General features: G+C 59.5%; 15 protein-coding genes and 1 tRNA gene. 13 read left to right on the top strand and 3 right to left on the bottom strand.

Annotated elements, in window-relative coordinates; translation table 11 throughout:
* Positions 1–5 precede the first annotated feature (5 nt).
* Genes HTT03_RS15050 through HTT03_RS15040 form a run of 3 tightly spaced genes read left to right on the top strand, consistent with a single transcriptional unit; the run spans position 6 to position 3,780 of the window.
* On the top strand, positions 6–1,097 hold the full coding sequence (locus HTT03_RS15050; protein ID WP_174860602.1) for a microcin C ABC transporter permease YejB: 1,092 nt from the start codon (positions 6–8) through the stop codon (positions 1,095–1,097).
* Positions 1,097–2,203, top strand: a complete 1,107-nt coding sequence (locus tag HTT03_RS15045) for an ABC transporter permease (protein ID WP_174860601.1) — start codon at positions 1,097–1,099, stop codon at positions 2,201–2,203. The genes HTT03_RS15050 and HTT03_RS15045 overlap by 1 nt, the downstream gene beginning before the upstream one ends.
* A complete protein-coding gene (locus tag HTT03_RS15040) occupies positions 2,200–3,780 on the top strand; it encodes a dipeptide ABC transporter ATP-binding protein (RefSeq protein ID WP_174860600.1) in 1,581 nt (526 codons plus the stop codon). Before HTT03_RS15045 ends, HTT03_RS15040 begins: the two co-directional genes overlap by 4 nt.
* Before the next feature lie 124 nt (positions 3,781–3,904).
* Here the strand turns inward: HTT03_RS15040 and HTT03_RS15035 are convergent, their stop codons facing one another.
* Together HTT03_RS15035 and HTT03_RS15030 are read right to left on the bottom strand one after the other, a co-directional pair.
* Positions 3,905–5,380, bottom strand: a complete 1,476-nt coding sequence (locus HTT03_RS15035; protein WP_174860599.1) for a D-alanyl-D-alanine carboxypeptidase family protein — start codon at positions 5,378–5,380, stop codon at positions 3,905–3,907.
* Positions 5,381–5,625: 245 nt separating this feature from the next.
* Positions 5,626–6,333, bottom strand: a complete 708-nt coding sequence (locus HTT03_RS15030) for an HAD family hydrolase (RefSeq protein WP_174860598.1) — start codon at positions 6,331–6,333, stop codon at positions 5,626–5,628.
* 157 nt (positions 6,334–6,490) lie between these two features.
* Here HTT03_RS15030 and clpS point away from each other — a divergent pair, with 157 nt between their 5' ends.
* The 10 genes from clpS to HTT03_RS14980 all read left to right on the top strand — a co-directional run bounded on the left by clpS (position 6,491) and on the right by HTT03_RS14980 (position 14,598).
* Positions 6,491–6,814 (top strand): ATP-dependent Clp protease adapter ClpS, encoded by a 324-nt coding sequence (gene clpS / locus HTT03_RS15025; protein ID WP_425506333.1) that lies wholly within the window; start codon positions 6,491–6,493, stop codon positions 6,812–6,814.
* A gap of 3 nt (positions 6,815–6,817) precedes the next feature.
* Positions 6,818–7,810 carry a methyltransferase gene (locus HTT03_RS15020; RefSeq protein WP_174860597.1) on the top strand — a complete coding sequence of 331 codons (993 nt, stop codon included), beginning with the start codon at positions 6,818–6,820 and terminating at the stop codon, positions 7,808–7,810.
* 19 nt (positions 7,811–7,829) lie between these two features.
* Positions 7,830–8,630: an SDR family NAD(P)-dependent oxidoreductase gene (locus HTT03_RS15015; protein ID WP_174860596.1), complete on the top strand. Its 801-nt coding sequence runs from the start codon at positions 7,830–7,832 to the stop codon at positions 8,628–8,630.
* A gap of 222 nt (positions 8,631–8,852) precedes the next feature.
* Positions 8,853–8,929, top strand: a tRNA-Met gene (locus HTT03_RS15010).
* Between the two features lie 168 nt (positions 8,930–9,097).
* A complete protein-coding gene (locus HTT03_RS15005; RefSeq protein ID WP_174860595.1) occupies positions 9,098–10,138 on the top strand; it encodes a TRAP transporter substrate-binding protein in 1,041 nt (346 codons plus the stop codon).
* Between the two features lie 74 nt (positions 10,139–10,212).
* A complete protein-coding gene (locus tag HTT03_RS15000) occupies positions 10,213–10,794 on the top strand; it encodes a TRAP transporter small permease (protein ID WP_174860594.1) in 582 nt (193 codons plus the stop codon).
* A gap of 1 nt (position 10,795) precedes the next feature.
* A complete protein-coding gene (locus HTT03_RS14995; RefSeq protein ID WP_174860593.1) occupies positions 10,796–12,115 on the top strand; it encodes a TRAP transporter large permease in 1,320 nt (439 codons plus the stop codon).
* A gap of 75 nt (positions 12,116–12,190) precedes the next feature.
* Positions 12,191–12,619, top strand: coding sequence for an acyl-CoA thioesterase (locus HTT03_RS14990; protein WP_246253564.1), 429 nt, complete (start codon positions 12,191–12,193; stop codon positions 12,617–12,619).
* Between the two features lie 78 nt (positions 12,620–12,697).
* Positions 12,698–13,666, top strand: coding sequence for a Gfo/Idh/MocA family protein (locus HTT03_RS14985; protein ID WP_174860591.1), 969 nt, complete (start codon positions 12,698–12,700; stop codon positions 13,664–13,666).
* Positions 13,663–14,598, top strand: coding sequence for an acetamidase/formamidase family protein (locus HTT03_RS14980; protein WP_174860590.1), 936 nt, complete (start codon positions 13,663–13,665; stop codon positions 14,596–14,598). The genes HTT03_RS14985 and HTT03_RS14980 overlap by 4 nt, the downstream gene beginning before the upstream one ends.
* Positions 14,599–14,645: 47 nt before the next feature.
* Here HTT03_RS14980 and HTT03_RS14975 read toward each other — a convergent pair whose 3' ends face one another.
* The gene (locus HTT03_RS14975) at positions 14,646–16,322 is read right to left on the bottom strand and encodes an ABC transporter substrate-binding protein (protein WP_174860589.1); all 1,677 of its coding nucleotides are present in this window, start codon (positions 16,320–16,322) and stop codon (positions 14,646–14,648) included.
* Between the last annotated feature and the right edge of the window lie 23 nt (positions 16,323–16,345).

Here is a 16,345-nt window from a genome sequence, read left to right as displayed (position 1 = left end):
ACCAAATGGGTTCCTATATTCTCAGACGGCTGTTGCTGGTTATCCCGACCTTGTTCGGGATCATGCTGGTGAACTTTGCCTTGGTTCAATTCGTCCCCGGTGGCCCGGTGGAGCAGGCTATCGCGCGTATTCAGGGCGGTGGCGATGTCTTTGGCGGCTTTGCTGGGGGCAATAACGATGCGGGCGTCGACACGATGGCACGAGGGTCCGACAGCACCTATGTGGGCGCGCGTGGGCTGCCGCCTGAGTTGATCGAAGAGTTGGAGAAGGAGTTCGGCTTCGACAAGCCGCCGGTCGAGCGTTTCTTTCATATGCTGTGGAATTATATGCGGCTTGATTTTGGCGAGAGTTACTTCCGCTCGATCGGGGTGATTGATCTGATTAAGGAAAAGCTGCCGGTGTCTATAACGCTGGGGTTATGGTCGACATTAATCGCCCATCTGATCTCCATCCCGCTCGGTATCCGCAAAGCGGTGCGGGATGGCAGCCGGTTTGACACTTGGACCTCCGGCGCGATCATCGCGGCCTATGCGATCCCCGGCTTTCTCTTCGCGATCCTGCTGCTGGTCTTGTTCGCGGGTGGGTCTTACTGGCAGATATTCCCCCTGCGCGGCCTGACGTCCGACAATTTCGACAGCCTCAGCCCCTTGGCCAAGGTGGCCGATTACTTCTGGCACATCACCCTGCCGGTGCTGGCCTCAACCATTTCGGCCTTTGCCACGCTCACGCTGCTGACCAAGAACAGCTTTCTGGACGAAATCAAAAAGCAGTACGTCATCACCGCCCGCGCCAAGGGGTTGTCCGAGCGGAAGGTGCTTTACGGCCACGTCTTCCGCAACGCGATGCTAATCGTGATCGCCAGCTTCCCGGCGGTGTTCATCTCGGTCTTTTTCGGCGGGTCGATCATCATCGAGACGATCTTTAGCCTCGATGGGCTGGGGCGTTTGGGCTTTGAAGCCGCTGTGGCGCGGGACTACCCCATCGTCTTCGGCACGCTTTTTATCTTCGGTCTCATCGGCCTTGTCGTCGGCATCCTGTCGGACCTGATGTACGTGCTCGTCGATCCCCGCATCGACTTTGAGAAAAGGGAAGGCTGATGGCGCTGTCCCCGCTGAACCAACGCCGTTGGCGCAATTTCACCGCGAACCGCCGCGCCTATTGGTCGCTGTGGATTTTCGCGATCCTGTTTGGCATTTCGCTCTTTGCTGAGTTTGTCGCCAACGACAAACCGATCTTGGTGAATTATCGGGGTGAGTATTTTACGCCGATCTTTAACTTCTACCCAGAGACCGCCTTTGGTGGCGATTTCCAGACCGAAGCCGCCTACCGTGATCCGGAGGTGCAATGTCTCATCGCCACCGGCGGGCTGGAGGCCTGTTTCGACGATCCCGAAGGCTATATCCTTGATGCGGAGGATGGTGAGATTGCGGGCGAAGCGATCGACAAGGGATGGGCGATCTGGCCGGTCATTCCCTATTCCTTTAACACCGCAGTGGACCGCCCGGGTGCTGCTCCGCTGCCGCCCAACGGACAGAACTGGCTCGGCACCGATGGCACCAAACGCGATGTCATGGCGCGGGTGATCCACGGTTTCCGTTTGTCGGTGGTCTTTACCCTGATCGTCACCGGCGCGGCGTCGATTATCGGCATTCTGGCGGGCGCCGTGCAGGGTTTCTTTGGCGGGTGGCTCGACCTGATCTTTCAACGGATTATTGAGATATGGTCCTCAACCCCGTCGCTCTATGTCATCATCATCATGTTCGCCATTTTGGGGCGAAGTTTCTGGCTCTTGGTAATCCTACTCGTTCTCTTCTCTTGGACCGCGCTGGTGGGGGTGGTCCGTGCCGAGTTCCTGCGGGCGCGTAACCTCGAATACGTCCGCGCCGCCCGTGCGCTCGGTGTGGGCAACGGCACGATCATGCTGCGTCACATGCTGCCCAATGCGATGGTGGCGACGCTCACCATGCTGCCGTTTATCATCACTGGCACGATCTCCACGCTGGCGACGCTCGACTTCCTCGGTTTCGGCCTGCCGTCCTCGGCCCCGTCTCTGGGGGAGTTGACGCTGCAAGCCAAACAGAACCTGCAAGCGCCTTGGCTGGCCTTCTCGGCCTTCTTTACCTTTGCCATCATGCTGTCGCTGCTCGTCTTCATCTTTGAAGGCATCCGCGATGCATTCGACCCTAGAAAGACCTTTTCGTGACTGCGCTTTTGGACGTTAAAGACCTGCAAGTTTCCTTTCGGCAGGACGGGCAGTTAATCCCCGCTGTGCGCGGGGTGAGCTTTGCGGTGAACCGGGGTGAGACCGTGGCGCTGGTGGGCGAAAGCGGTTCAGGCAAGTCGGTTTCGGCGCTCTCCACCGTGTCGCTGCTGGGCGACTCTGCGCAGGTCAGCGGTTCGGTCACCTATGATGGGCAGCAGATGATCGGCGCGGATGATAAACTGCTGCACAAGGTGCGCGGCAATGACATCTCCTTCATTTTCCAAGAGCCGATGACCTCGCTTAACCCGCTGCACACGATTGAAAAGCAGCTGGCCGAGTCGCTGGCCCTTCACCAAGGTTTGCAGGGCGCCGAGGCCCGCGCCCGTGTGTTGAGCCTGTTGGAGCAGGTCGGCATCAATGAAGCAGAAAGCCGCATGGGTGCCTATCCGCACCAGCTTTCAGGCGGGCAACGGCAGCGTGTGATGATCGCCATGGCGCTGGCGAACAAGCCTGACATCCTAATCGCGGATGAGCCGACCACTGCGCTCGACGTGACCATTCAGGCGCAGATCCTTGACCTGCTCAAAGACCTCAAGGACGAGATGGGCATGGGGCTTCTATTCATTACCCATGACCTCGGGATCGTCCGGCGCATCGCTGACCGGGTCTTCGTGATGCAAAAGGGCGTGGTCGTCGAAGAGGGGCCAACGGGCGAGATTTTCGACAATCCCCAGCATCCCTACACGCAAAAGCTTCTGGGCGCCGAACCTACCGGCGCGCCCGCGCCTGTGGCCGACGATGCGCTCGAAGTGTTGCGCACCGATAACCTTAAGGTCTGGTTTCCGATCCAAAAAGGTCTGCTGCGCCGTACGGTGGGCCATGTGAAAGCTGTCAATGACACGAGCCTTTCAATCCGCGCGGGAGAGACGCTCGGCATCGTAGGCGAAAGCGGCTCTGGGAAGACCACCGCGGCGCTGGCGATCATGCGGCTCATCGCCTCGGAAGGGCAGGTGATCTTTCGTGGCGAGGATGTGCGGAAGTGGTCCACCCGGCAGTTGCGCAAGCTACGCGCCGATATGCAGATTGTGTTCCAAGATCCCTTCGGCTCGCTCAGCCCGCGTATGACTTGCTTTCAGATCATCTCCGAAGGGCTGGCGATCCATAAGGTGGACAAGGGGCGCGACCGGCGCGAAGTGGTGGCAGAAGTCATGCAGGAGGTTGGTCTCGACCCGGCGACGATGGACCGCTACCCGCATGAGTTCTCAGGCGGCCAGCGCCAGCGAATTGCAATTGCCCGCGCCATGGTGCTGCGGCCTAAGCTGCTGGTGTTGGACGAGCCCACCTCGGCACTGGATATGACCGTGCAGGTGCAAATCGTCGATCTGCTGCGGCGTTTGCAGGTGAAGTACGGGCTGGCCTATCTCTTCATCAGCCATGACCTGAAGGTCGTGCGGGCGATGTCGCATAAGGTGATGGTGATGAAACGCGGTGATGTGGTGGAATATGGCGATGTTGATGCGCTTTATGACAACCCGCAGACCGAGTACACGCGGACGTTGTTGCAGGCAGCTGGATAGGCTGGCTTCGCGATTGGGGGAGGGGACGGCGGGGGCGCTGCCCCCATCGCGCCAAGGGCGCGATTCCCCCGCGGGTATTTTTAAAGGATGAAGAAGGGTGAGCGGCGCGCGGGGGCGCGGCGCTTTAGCCTTCGCTCGGCCCGATCATAAAGCAGCTGACATTGCGCGCGGCGAGGCGGCGGCAGGCCAGATCAGCGCTCTCGCGCGACATGCCAAGGAAGTTCGCCTCAAACCCCTGAGGGCGACGCACGACTTTGCGCAATGTGCCGTCCAGCGTCGACATTTCGGCCAAGGCTGTCTTCAAAAGCACCTTCTCGGCGGCATAGCGGCTGGGGTAGCGGCCCACGTTGACCCCCCAATGGCGGCTGCCAGAAGTGGAGATCCGGGTGACGATTTCCTGTTCCACAGCCTGTGCCACAGCCACTTCGACCTCCTCTGGTCGTGGCTCGGGGCGGACAGATACATTGGCCGAGGCGAGCGTCATTGTTTCCTGCTCTTGAACCTCAGGTGCGCTCACTTCAGGTGCGACAGGCACCGTCGCGACCGCTTCGCGCAGGGCGGCAGTGATATCGCTGTTGGACACGACGCTGGTTGCTTCAGGTGCGACTGCGGTGGCGACCAGAACCTCTTCGCTCCGCGGGCGAAGATTTGGGCGTTTTGACGTGGTGACGGCACCCACGAGGCGGATGGTCTTGCCAGCCGCGCCTGCTGTCGTGCCGGGGGTGCTTTCCACATCAGCATAGACCGGGGGTGCGGGTTTCAACAGCGGGGCGCTCGAAGGCGCCCGGCGGAAGCCGAGATCCATTAGTTCAGCAACCTTCGCGTTGCGCGACGCGGTGGATTTGCCGCCGAAGACTGTTACGATAATACGCTCGTTACCGCGTTCGGCGGATGCCGTAAGGTTAAAACCAGCCGCGCGGGTGTAGCCTGTCTTAATCCCGTCGGCACCTTTGTAGGACCCCAGAAAGCGGCGGTTGGTATGGGAGACCTTGCGCACGCCGGCATCGGCGGTAATCCGGGAGAACAGGTTGTAATACTGCGGATAATCATAGAGCAGATGCCGCCCCATACGGGTCATGTCCCGCGCCGTGGACAGGTGACCGTTTTCCGTCAGACCGTGCATGTTCTTGAAGGTCGTGCGCGTCATGCCCAACTGCTGGGCCGTGCGGTTCATCCGGCGGGCAAAAGCGGCTTCAGAACCCTCAATGGCCTCCCCAATGGCCGTGGCGGCATCATTGGCAGACTTCACCGCAGCGGCACGAATGAGGTAGCGCAGGGCGATTTTCTGACCCGGGCGCATGCCGAGTTTGCTTGGCGGTTCAGAGGCGGCGTTCTTGGAAATAGTGACCTGCGTATCGAGGGAAATTTCACCGCGCTCTACGGCCTGAAACGCAATATAAAGGGTCATCATTTTGGTCAGCGAGGCGGGATGCAAACGGGTGTCGGCATTTTCGGAATGCAACTCTTTGCCCGTGCGCGCATCAATGACATAGGCCGCATAGGGCGCTGCAACCGCGCTGAGCGGTACAATCATCAAAAGCCAGAGTGCTGCGAAGAAAGATAGCCCGTAATGGGCCGGCTGATGGCGCCAAGCCTTCATAGTGTCCTGCCTTTTACTGCCTCGGGATCGCCGATTTCTTCGGCTGACCATTTGTTGATTGGTTATAGGCTAACACAATCAGGGGGATCGCGGAAGGCTGCGAATCTAACGAGGAGGGTAAAAGGGGCGAAATTCTCCTCCCATATGTAGAGGTTAATCCGCGCTTACCCACTATCGACGGTAAATGTGGCAAGAGCTGGGCGACAACTGGGCGTTTTCGCCGCAATTGGTTTTTTCAGCGCGAGTCACTCCACGTCAATATCGCGGATTAAGGCCGGCAAGTCCGAAAGATCGCTAATTTCAGCGAATCGCTCTGCGTTTTCAGGCGGCTCTGCCTGTTCCATCGCCCAGGTCAGATCATGCGGTACATAAACGCCCCAGCCCCCCGCCTTGATCATTGGACGCACGTCCGAGGCCATGGAATTGCCCACCATCAGTCCGCGCGCCGCACCGTCACCATGGCGGGCAAATATCTCGCGGTAGGCTGCTTCGGTTTTGTGAGATACGATTTCGACCGCGTCGAAACGCCCCCGCAGCCCCGATTGCGCCAGCTTGCGCTCCTGATCCAGCAGATCGCCCTTGGTGACGACCAACAAACGGAAACGCCCTGCCAAAGCGTCCAACACATCCTCAACATGCGGTAGCAACTCAATAGGATGAGCCAACATATCGCGGCCCGCTGCCAATAACTCCGCAATGACAGAAGCTGGAACCTCGCCCTCAGTCACTTCAATTGCGGTTTCGATCATGGAAAGGGTGAACCCTTTAATGCCATAGCCATAATGCGGCAAATTGCGCCGCTCAGCCTCTAGCAAACGCGCCATTAAATGGCCGCGTTCACTATGTTCTGCTAATAACGCGGCAAAACGATCATGTGACAGTGCAAAGTAGCGTTCATTATGCCACAATGTGTCATCCGCATCGAAGCCGATCGTGGTGAGTGCCGGTGCCATATGTACTGCCTCTTTCCTTAAACGGTTTAGGGGTTATATAGACGCCTGCACATTAAAGAAGCGACATCCCTCAGCGGCAGGAGCAGCAATGCACCGTGACGACCCAAAGGCAACTTGGACAAATCCGACAGCCGACCCCCGCCAGCGGGGAGCGTGGATGATGGCGGGCGGACCGCAGGACGGTGACGACACCGAACTGTTGACCAAAACCCGGCCAAAGACCAAACGCCCGCCCATGTATAAGGTGATGCTACTTAACGATGACTTCACCCCGATGGAGTTCGTTGTGCATGTGCTAGAGCGGTTCTTTGGCCTCAACCATGCGCAAGCCTTCGAGATCATGCTGACCGTACATAAAAAAGGTCTGGCGGTTGTGGGTGTCTTTAGCCACGAAATCGCCGAGACCAAGGTCGCGCAGGTGATGGATTTCGCCCGGCGGCACCAGCACCCGCTGCAATGCACTATGGAAAAAGAAGAATAACACGTGATTGACCCGCGATTGGAACTGGCCCTGAACGGCGGTGGGCTGGACCTACCTGACGAGGGCGTGATCGCTGTGTTCCAGCCCCCGGTAGAGGCTGATTTGGCTGATTTTCCGCCAGAGCGCTGCAAGATCATCCACGACTATAAGCCAGCCTATGACGCTTGGGCCGCCCGAGGCTATGAGGCGAGCCATTCAGTCGAGGGGCACTATGCCGCCGCCATCGTCTGTCTGCCCCGCGCCAAACATGAGGCCCGCGCGCTGATCGCTCAAGCCTGTGCGGTAAGTGACGGGCCGGTCGTGGTGGATGGCCAGAAAACCGATGGCGCAGATTCAATCCTACGCGAGATGCGCGCGCGGGTCACTGTTCATGGGCCAATTTCCAAAGCGCATGGCAAGCTCTATTGGATCGACGCAGGCGCGAGTGATTTTTTCACCGATTGGCAAGCTGGCCCCGCTCAGACCGATGGCGGCTTTTGGACTGCGCCGGGGGTGTTTTCAGCCGATGGTGTCGATCTCGCCTCGGCGCTACTGGTCGATATCCTGCCTGATAACCTCGGCGCTGAAGTCGCTGACCTTGGCGCTGGCTGGGGGTTCCTTTCGGCTCATGTGCTGACCCGGCCCAAGGTAAAAACCGTGCATCTGGTCGAGGCGGGACATCTCGCGCTGGAATGCGCGCGCCACAATGTCACCGACGACCGCGCCGTGTTCCACTGGGAGGATGCCACTAAATGGCAGCCACCGCACCGGATGGACACGGTGGTGATGAACCCGCCCTTCCACACAGGGCGCGCCGCAGAGCCGCAGATCGGCCAAGCCTTCGTCGCCGCTGCCGCGCGCATCCTGTCGAGCCAAGGCGACCTTTGGATGGTCGCGAACCGGCATCTGCCCTATGAGGCGGAACTGAAAAAACGCTTTGCTCAGGTGGCCGAACTAGGGGGCGACGCGCGGTTCAAGCTATTCCACGCCACGCGTCCGCTCGCCCGCCGCCGCTGAGCCAAAAGGGAGCTTCCCGATGTCCTTCTCAATCTCCGGCAAGACAGCAATCATCACCGGCGCTGCAGACGGCATTGGCCTTGCCATCGCCCGGCATCTCGCTGACCGGGGCGCCAATGTCATGTGCGCCGACTCGAATGAAAAAAAACTGATGGAAGAGCTGGGCGACACCCCGGATGAGGGCAATATCCGCGTCTTTGCCGGAGACCTCCGCCAGCGTCTGACCATCGCCAACCTCGTCTCTGCAACCATCGACGCCTATGATCAGGTCGACATTCTGGTCAACGCCTCGCGGCAAGTCATGACGACCGATCCATTGGACGTTGAAGACTCCTCTGTCGAAATGCTCCTGCAGCAAAACCTAATCACCGCCTTGCAACTGTCGCAACAGGTCGCAAGGCGGATGATGAAACAGGCCGAGGGACAAACCGAAGGGCAGGTCGGGTCGATCATCAACCTAAGTTCCATCGCCGCTCGTCAGCATCAGCCGGATCTTATGGGCTACTCCATTGCCTCAGCTGCCGTGCAACAGATGACGCGCTCGCTGGCCCTCGTTCTGGCGCCGCACAGGATTCGCGTAAACGCAATTTCCTTCGGCTCCGTGATGAGTGCTTCCCTGCGCGCCGCCGTGGCCGAGAACCGCGATTGGCGCGACGATATCCGCGCCCACACACCGTTGGGCCGGATCGCAGGGCCGAATGAGTTGTGCGAGGCGGTGCAATTCCTCGCTGCGGAAAGCTCCGGTTTTATGACAGGTGAGATCATGACCATCGACGGCGGGCGCACCCTTCTGGACGTTGTTTCCGCCCCCGCTCACTAGTGCAGGCATACGGCCCCCTTCATCCTTTGAAAAATACCCGCGGGGGAATCGCGCAGTAAGCGCGATGGGGGCGGCGCCCCCGGCTGCACGACATGTGCCTACTGCAGCCGTCTTGCAAACGCCGCGCCTCCCCCCGCATCGGCATTTTTATCCAAAAATTCCATCAATCGGCATTTTTCGCCCTTGACGACTTGGCGATGCGGCGGTACCTCCCGCGCCTACGGCGTTATAGCTCAGTTGGTTAGAGCGAACGACTCATAATCGTTAGGTCCCTGGTTCAAATCCAGGTAACGCCACCACCTCCCTCCTGTCAGTCTCCGACAAATTGCTGCCTCCCTGCATCGCGTGGGCCGCTCTCACGTCATATTCGTCGTGACAAGAAACAACGGGTCGCTTAGCGTCAGCCTACAGAAAGAAAACGCAGCAGGCCGGGCAAACCGGACGCGCGTCGACAGGGAGAGAGAGAGATGAATTTCACACGTCACGGATTCTTGAAACTTGCAGGTGCCACGGCCCTTGCGATGGGGTTGGGGGCCACGTCGGCCCTGGCGCAGGAGGTGACATTGCGCCTGCACCAATTCCTGCCGCCGCAGGCCAATGTGCCAAAGCTGATCCTCGACGTCTGGGCCGACAATGTCGAAGAGGCGAGCGAAGGCCGCATCAAGGTCGAGCGCTACCCCTCAATGCAATTGGGCGGCACCCCGCCGGAGCTTATCGACCAAGCGATTGACGGTGTGGCCGATGTGGTTTGGACCGTGGTCGGCTATACTCCCGGCCGCTATCCCAGCACCGAAGTTTTCGAACTGCCCTTCATGATGACCAACGCCCGCGCGGCGTCTTCGGCCTATTGGCAGATGTTCGAAAAACACATGAAGGATACCGAGTTTAAGGACGTGCATATCCTTGGCGCTTGGGTGCATGGCCCCGGTATGCTCCACACCAACAAAGAAGTGCGTACGCCAGACGACCTACAGGGAATGAAGATCCGCGGCGGGTCGCGTTTGGCCAACAAACTGCTGGAAAAGGTCGGCGCGACCCCTGTGGGCATGCCAGTCCCGGCGATCCCCGAAGGCCTGTCCAAGGGGGTGATCGACGGCACCACCATTCCATGGGAGGTCACCCCCGCACTCAAAATTTCCGAACTGGTCGATAATCACACCGAATTCAGCGGCAATGCGCTCTACGTTCTGACCTTTGTCCTAGCGATGAACAAAGACAAATATGAGAGCCTGCCCGATGATCTGAAAAAGGTCGTGGATGATAATTCCGGTCTCGAATTCTCGATCTTTGCTGGCGGCACCCAAGCGGATGCGGATGGTCCGGCGCGTCAAGTGGCGGTTGATCTGGGCAATAACATCGTCACCCTGACCGAAGAAGAAGCCGAGGTCTGGCGTGAGGCTGCACAGCCGATCTATGACGAATGGATCGCTGAGATGAAGGAAAAAGACATTGATGGGCAAGCGCTCATCGACGAAGCCCGTGCCTTGATGGCCGATTACGACAAGTAAGCTCCGTCCACGACCATGATCTGCGACGGCACCACCCGTCGCAGATCGTTTTCTACCCGGAGCAAAGGCGTCCCATGCACCGAACGATCTTCTTTCTTGCCCGAGGTGCCGCGCTTGCTGGTGGTCTGGCGCTGATGGCTCTTGTGCTGCTCACGACCCTGTCGATCATCGGACGGACGATCAACAAAACCCTGCACAATGATTTCTTTGACAGCACGCTGACCGGCCTTGCCCAATTCGTGCTGGACCTCGGTGTGGGAGAGATCAACGGCAATTACGAAATTCTGGAAGCCGGGGTCGCCTTTGCGATCTTTGCTTTCCTGCCGATCTGCCAGCTTTATGGCGCCCATGCCAGCGTTGATATCTTCACGGCGATGTTGCCGGACCGGATCACCGTTTGGATCGCCGCCTTTTGGGAGATCGTGCTGACCTTGGTCATTCTGCTGCTGATCTGGCGGCTTTACGAAGGGATGCAGCGCTACATCGGCAATGGGGAGACGACGCTCTTTCTACAGTTCCCGGTCTGGTGGGCCTATGCGGCAAGCTTTGCTGCCGGTGTGGTGGCTTGCCTTACAGCGGTCTATTGCGCGGTGATGCGGGTGGGCGAAGCGCTTGTCGGCAAGCCGCTTTTGCCACGCGATCACGGGGGGCATTGAAATGACCAACCTCGAACTGGGCTTTTGGTCCTTCCCTGTGTTGCTGATCATGGTGTTTCTGCGCGCCCCAATTGGGTTGGCGATGCTGCTCTGCGGTTTCGGCGGTTGGTACTTCGCGATGGGCGGCAACCCCACGCCGCTGCTGGCCAAGCTGAAGTCTGAGACCTACACGACCTTTTCAAGCTATTCGCTGAGCATCATCCCGATGTTTCTGCTGATGGGGCAGTTCGCCACGCTGTCGGGCATGTCCTCCAAACTGTTCCGCGCGGCAGAGAGCTTTCTTGGCCACCGGCGTGGCGGTGTTGCCATGGCCGCTGTGGGGGCTTGTGCGGGCTTTGGCGCGATCTGTGGCTCCTCTCTGGCGACGGCGGCCACCATGTCCAAGGTCGCGCTGCCAGAGCTGCGGCGCTACGGGTATTCGGGGGGCTTTTCCACGGCCACACTGGCCGCTGGCGGGACTTTGGGCATCCTGATCCCGCCCTCGGTGATCTTGGTGATCTACGCCATTTTGACTGAACAGAATATCGCCAAACTGTTCCTCGCTGCCTTTATCCCCGGTATCCTCGCGGCGCTTGGCTATATCGCTACGATTTCGCTCTACGTCCGGCTTAACCCCGAAAGTGCGGGGACCCGCGCGCCGGTGCCGATGCGCGAACGCTTTGGCGCTTTGGCGGACACCTGGCCGGTGCTTGTGATCTTTGTCGTCGTGGTTGGCGGCATCTATGCAGGCTGGTTCACCCCGACCGAAGGGTCGGCCATCGGTGCGGCTGGCACCGGGCTTGCTGCTTTGCTCGCCGGTTCGCTGAATTGGGCGGTGCTGCGCGACAGCCTACTTGGCACGGCCAAGACCACGGCGATGATCTTTTTCATCGTCTTGGGGGCCGGATTTTACAACGGTTTTCTGGCGCTTTCGGGCGTGCCGCAGTTCATGGCGGAATGGGTCACAACACAGGGCTATGCGCCCCTAACGGTCTTGCTAGTTATCCTCCTGTTCTACCTGATCTTCGGCTGTCTGATGGACAGCCTGTCGATGATCCTGCTGACTGTGCCAATCTTCTTTCCTGTCATCTCGGCCATGGATTTCGGGATGAGCGCGGAGCATCTGGCGATCTGGTTTGGTATCTTGGTGCTGATCGTGGTAGAGGTCGGGCTGATCACGCCGCCAGTGGGGATGAACCTGTTCATCATCAACGCGATGGACCGTGATACTCCGATGCGCGAAACCTACCGGGCGGTCATGTACTTTGTTGGCTCCGACATTGTGCGCGTCATCCTCTTGGTGGCTTTCCCGGCGATCACGCTGTTTCTCTTGCCTGGGTAGGGCAGGTTGCGCATGGCGCAGGAAGGGCTAGAAGTGTTTGGCCCTGCCTTGCGGCCCTGACCAATGGAACCTGCTATGACCTCCGAAAACTTCGTGCATGAGATCAACGTCACTTGGGGCGATTGCGACCCGGCGAAAATCGCCTATACCGCGCGGCTGCCTTATTTCGCGCTGGATGCGATCAACGCGTGGTGGGAGGCGCATTTTGACGGAGACGGTTGGTTTCAGCTTGAGCTTGACCGCAACATCGGCACGCCCTTCGTGAACCTTGCGATGGACTTCCGCAGCCCGGTCACCCCTCGCCATAAACTCCTGTGCGAGACCTATCCGACGCGGCTTGGCAATAAGTCCATCACCTTTGGCATGAAGGCCCGGCAGAACGGCGTTTTGTGTTTCGAAGGGTCGTTCACCTGTGTCTTTACCCGCGCGGATGTGTTTGAAAGCCAACCGGCCCCCGAAGAACTGCGCAAAGTGATCGAACCTCTAGTCCGCGCCGAGGGCTGACCCCGCTTTTTCGCGGCGAACGGTTGCAGTCCTTCGCGTTGCGGCGTCTTATCGCGCGGCAACGTGAGGGAGAGACATATGGCGATCAGGACTGCGGTAATTGGTTTGGGCATTATGGGGCGGCGGATGGCCGAACATATGGTGCTGCACCCGGACTTCACCGTAGCCACTATGTGGGATCCAGACCCGAAGGCCTGCGCGGCGGCACAGGCAGTGGCCCCGGATGCGGTTCTGGCCGCTTCTGCGTCGGAGGCCATGGCCGATGTCGATCTGGTCTATCTCGCCTGTCCACCCGCCCCGCGCAAAGCCTATGCGTTAGAGGCTGCGGCCACTGGGAAAGCGATCTTTCTGGAAAAGCCGCTTGGTGTGGACATTGACGAAAGCCGCGCTTTGGTGGCCGAACTGGAGGCCGCAGGCGTCCCGGCGGCGGTGAACTTTACCCAAGCCGCAGGGGCAGCGCTGACCGATCTGCGCCGCTCTATCGACGCGGGCGCCCTTGGCCCGCTCTGCGGTATCGATATCATCGTCACTTATTCGGCTTGGCCACGCGCGTGGCAAAAGGATGCAGACTGGCTGCGCTTTGCCGCCGAAGGGGGCATGACCCGCGAAGTCATCTCGCATTTCCTATTCCTGAGCGAACGGGTGCTGGGACCGTTGAGCCTGTCTTGGGCCCATGCCGAATATCCCGATGACACGCTTTGCGAGACCCACGTCGCCGCCCGGCTTGTGAACCGTGACGGTCTGCCCGTGTCGGTCCTTGGTAGTGTCGGCGGCGCGCAGCCGGATCGTCAAGAAGTGACGGTGAAGGGCGAAAAAGCCAGTCGTCGTATATCCGAATTCTCGATCGATACCGTTTCAACGGGGGGCGCTTTCGCCCCAACTAGCGACGCCCTTGCCGATACCCGCGCCACCAGCCTGAAGGCGCAGCTTGACGATATGGCGCGATTGATGGTGGGCGACCCCAGCCGTTTGGCCACCCCGCAAGAGGCGCTGCGGGTGCAAATCCTGATTGAAGGGATCTTGGGCCAGAAAAGGACGCACCCATGACTGCAACGCTAAACGCTTCGCCCGAGACCTGTCACTGGGGCTATTTCGAAGCCGCACGCCCCGCGGCGTTGACGATCCAAAGCGGGGAAGAGGTCATCATCAATACCGTTTCCGGCGCACCGAACTGCCTGCCGCCCGAAGGGTTTCACGTACCGCCCGAGCTATACGAGATCCACGCTGCTGGCCCGCCACCGATGCCCGGCCATATATTGACCGGGCCGGTGGCTGTCGAAGGCGCGATGCCGGGGGATGTGCTGCAAGTAGATATCCTAGACGTCACGCTGCGGCAGGATTGGGGCTACAACTTTATCCGCCCCTTGGCCGGCACGTTGCCTCAGGATTTCAACGAAACCTATCACAGCCATATCCCGCTGGATACAGAACGCGGCATCGCCCGTTTGCCTTGGGGGTTGGAACTGCCTCTTGCGCCGTTCTTTGGCGTTATGGCGGTTGCTCCGCCGCCTGAATGGGGCCGGATCGCGACAATTGAGCCGCGCAAACATGGGGGCAATATCGACAACAAGGAACTGGTGGCCGGGACCACGCTTTATCTGCCGGTCCATGCCGAAGGTGCGCTGTTTTCTTGCGGCGATGGACATGGTGCGCAGGGGGATGGCGAGGTCTGCGTCACCGCCATTGAGACCGCCTTGCAGGGGCGGTTCCGTTTGACCGTGATGAAAGACAAACCGCTTTCCTATCCGCAGGCCGAAACGCCGACGCATGTGATCACGATGGGCATGGCTCCGAGCCTCGACCTCTGTGCGGAAATGGCGCTGCGCGACATGATCGCGCTGGTCTCAGAGCGGGCCGGGATCAGCCGCGAAGACGCCTATGTTCTGTGCAGTTTGGCCGGGGATTTGCGCGTGACCCAAACGGTGAACCGCGAAAAAGGCGTGCATATGATGATGGCCAAGGCGTTGATCGGCGGCTAAGCCCTTGAACAGCAAAGGGCCGACATAGCTGCGGCCCTTTGACTAAATCACTTTGTCCACGCCATGCGCGCGGGGTGATATTCAAACCCGATATGATGGCCCGCGCCGACCAGCCCCTCGCGGGTATGGTTATAAAGCGACCGCCAGTAGGGCTGGATTGTCACGCCGTCCTCTTGCAACATCTTTTCACCCTTGGCCATGATCTTGCGCCGGGCATCGACATCTGCGGTGGCCAACGCCTTGGATACCAGCGCATCAAACTCTGGATTCGAATAGCCAAACTCATTCCATGCCTCATTCGACCGATAGGCCAGCGCCCAGATTTGCACGCCCAAGGGGCGCGCGTTCCAGTCGGTCGAGGAGAAAGGGTAGTTATTCCAGTCGTTCCAAAAGGTTGAGCCGGGTAAGATCGTGCGTTTCACCAAAATACCTGCATCACGCAACTGCGCGGCGACCGCATCGGTGGTGTCCTTGCGCCAAGCGTCGTCGATGGAGAAAAGCTGGTGTTCGTAATCGGCCATGCCCGCCTCTTCCATCATCGCTCGGGCGGCGGCGGGGTCGGCTTTGGGTGGGTCGATCTTGGCATATTCCGGGTGCATGGGGCCGACGTGGTGGTTCTCTGCCATGATCCCGCGCCCGGCATAGCCAAGCTCAAGCAGCACCGCATTGTCCACCGCCAGCGCCAGTGCTTGGCGCACACGCTTGTCCGCATAGGGCTTTTTGCCATCAACCTCGGCCAATTGGTTCGGGCGGATGACAATGGTCGCGGCGGTTGTGATCTCGTTTTCGACCCAACCCTCTAGCGCGTTCATAATGTCGATATACTCGCCTTCCATGGAATAGAGCGCATCGACCTCTTCGGCCTTGGCCGCGTCGATCCAAGTGGAGGGATCGGTGCCATAGTCGATGTATTCTAGCCGGTCGATATAGGGGCCACCAAAGACCTCGGTCCCCCACCATGTATGGTCCGGGTTTTTGACCAACACGCTCTTGATGCCCACTTCAAGCGACTCTGGCAGGTAGGGGCCTGTGCCGATTGGGTTTTCCAGCATGTTGTCTGGATCAAATCCTTCGGGCGTAATCGCGGCGGGGTAGTCGGCCATGCCGGGGATCAACGTGATATCGGATTTGGGTAGCGTCAGTTTTACGGTGTGATCATCCACAACCTCAATCGCGCCCTCAATGGCTTTGCCGGTCTCGTCATCCACCAGCGTGGCGAAACGCCCCGCCATGGAGTTGCCCTCCACCGACTTGTCGCACCAGCCTTCGATATTGCGTGCCACGTCCTGCGCGGTGAAATCGCTGCCGTCGTTCCATTTGACACCTTTGCGGACGTGCAGCAGGTATTCTGTTGCGTCGTCGTTGATCTCCCAGCTTTCCAGCAGGGCAGGGGTGAAGGTGCCGTCGTTCTCCCAGATTGCGAGGTATTCCAGCCAGCCGCGCGTGAAATTGGCGATCTGCGACCAATCAAACGCCCGAGGGTCTTTCAACGCGCGCACTTCCATCTGCATCCGCACGGTGCCGCCCTGTTGCAGATTGGACGGGGTTTCGGCCTGGGCGGGGCGGGACATGCCGAGCATCGCATAGGCCGTGGCAGAGGTCGCACCAAAGGCACTGGCAACGGCTAAGAATTCACGTCGACTGACAGGATCGCTCTTGGCTCGATTGGCCGACCTCAACACAGATTGCGGCAGTGGCTTTCCTGTGCGGGTGAAGAACTCCATGATTTTCCTCTCTGTTGTCGCGC

Source organism: Sulfitobacter maritimus, from assembly GCF_013346665.1.
Taxonomy (GTDB): domain Bacteria; phylum Pseudomonadota; class Alphaproteobacteria; order Rhodobacterales; family Rhodobacteraceae; genus Sulfitobacter; species Sulfitobacter maritimus.
The sequence above is the reverse complement of the archived record's forward strand: the minus strand, read 5'-3'. Positions and strand labels throughout refer to the sequence as shown.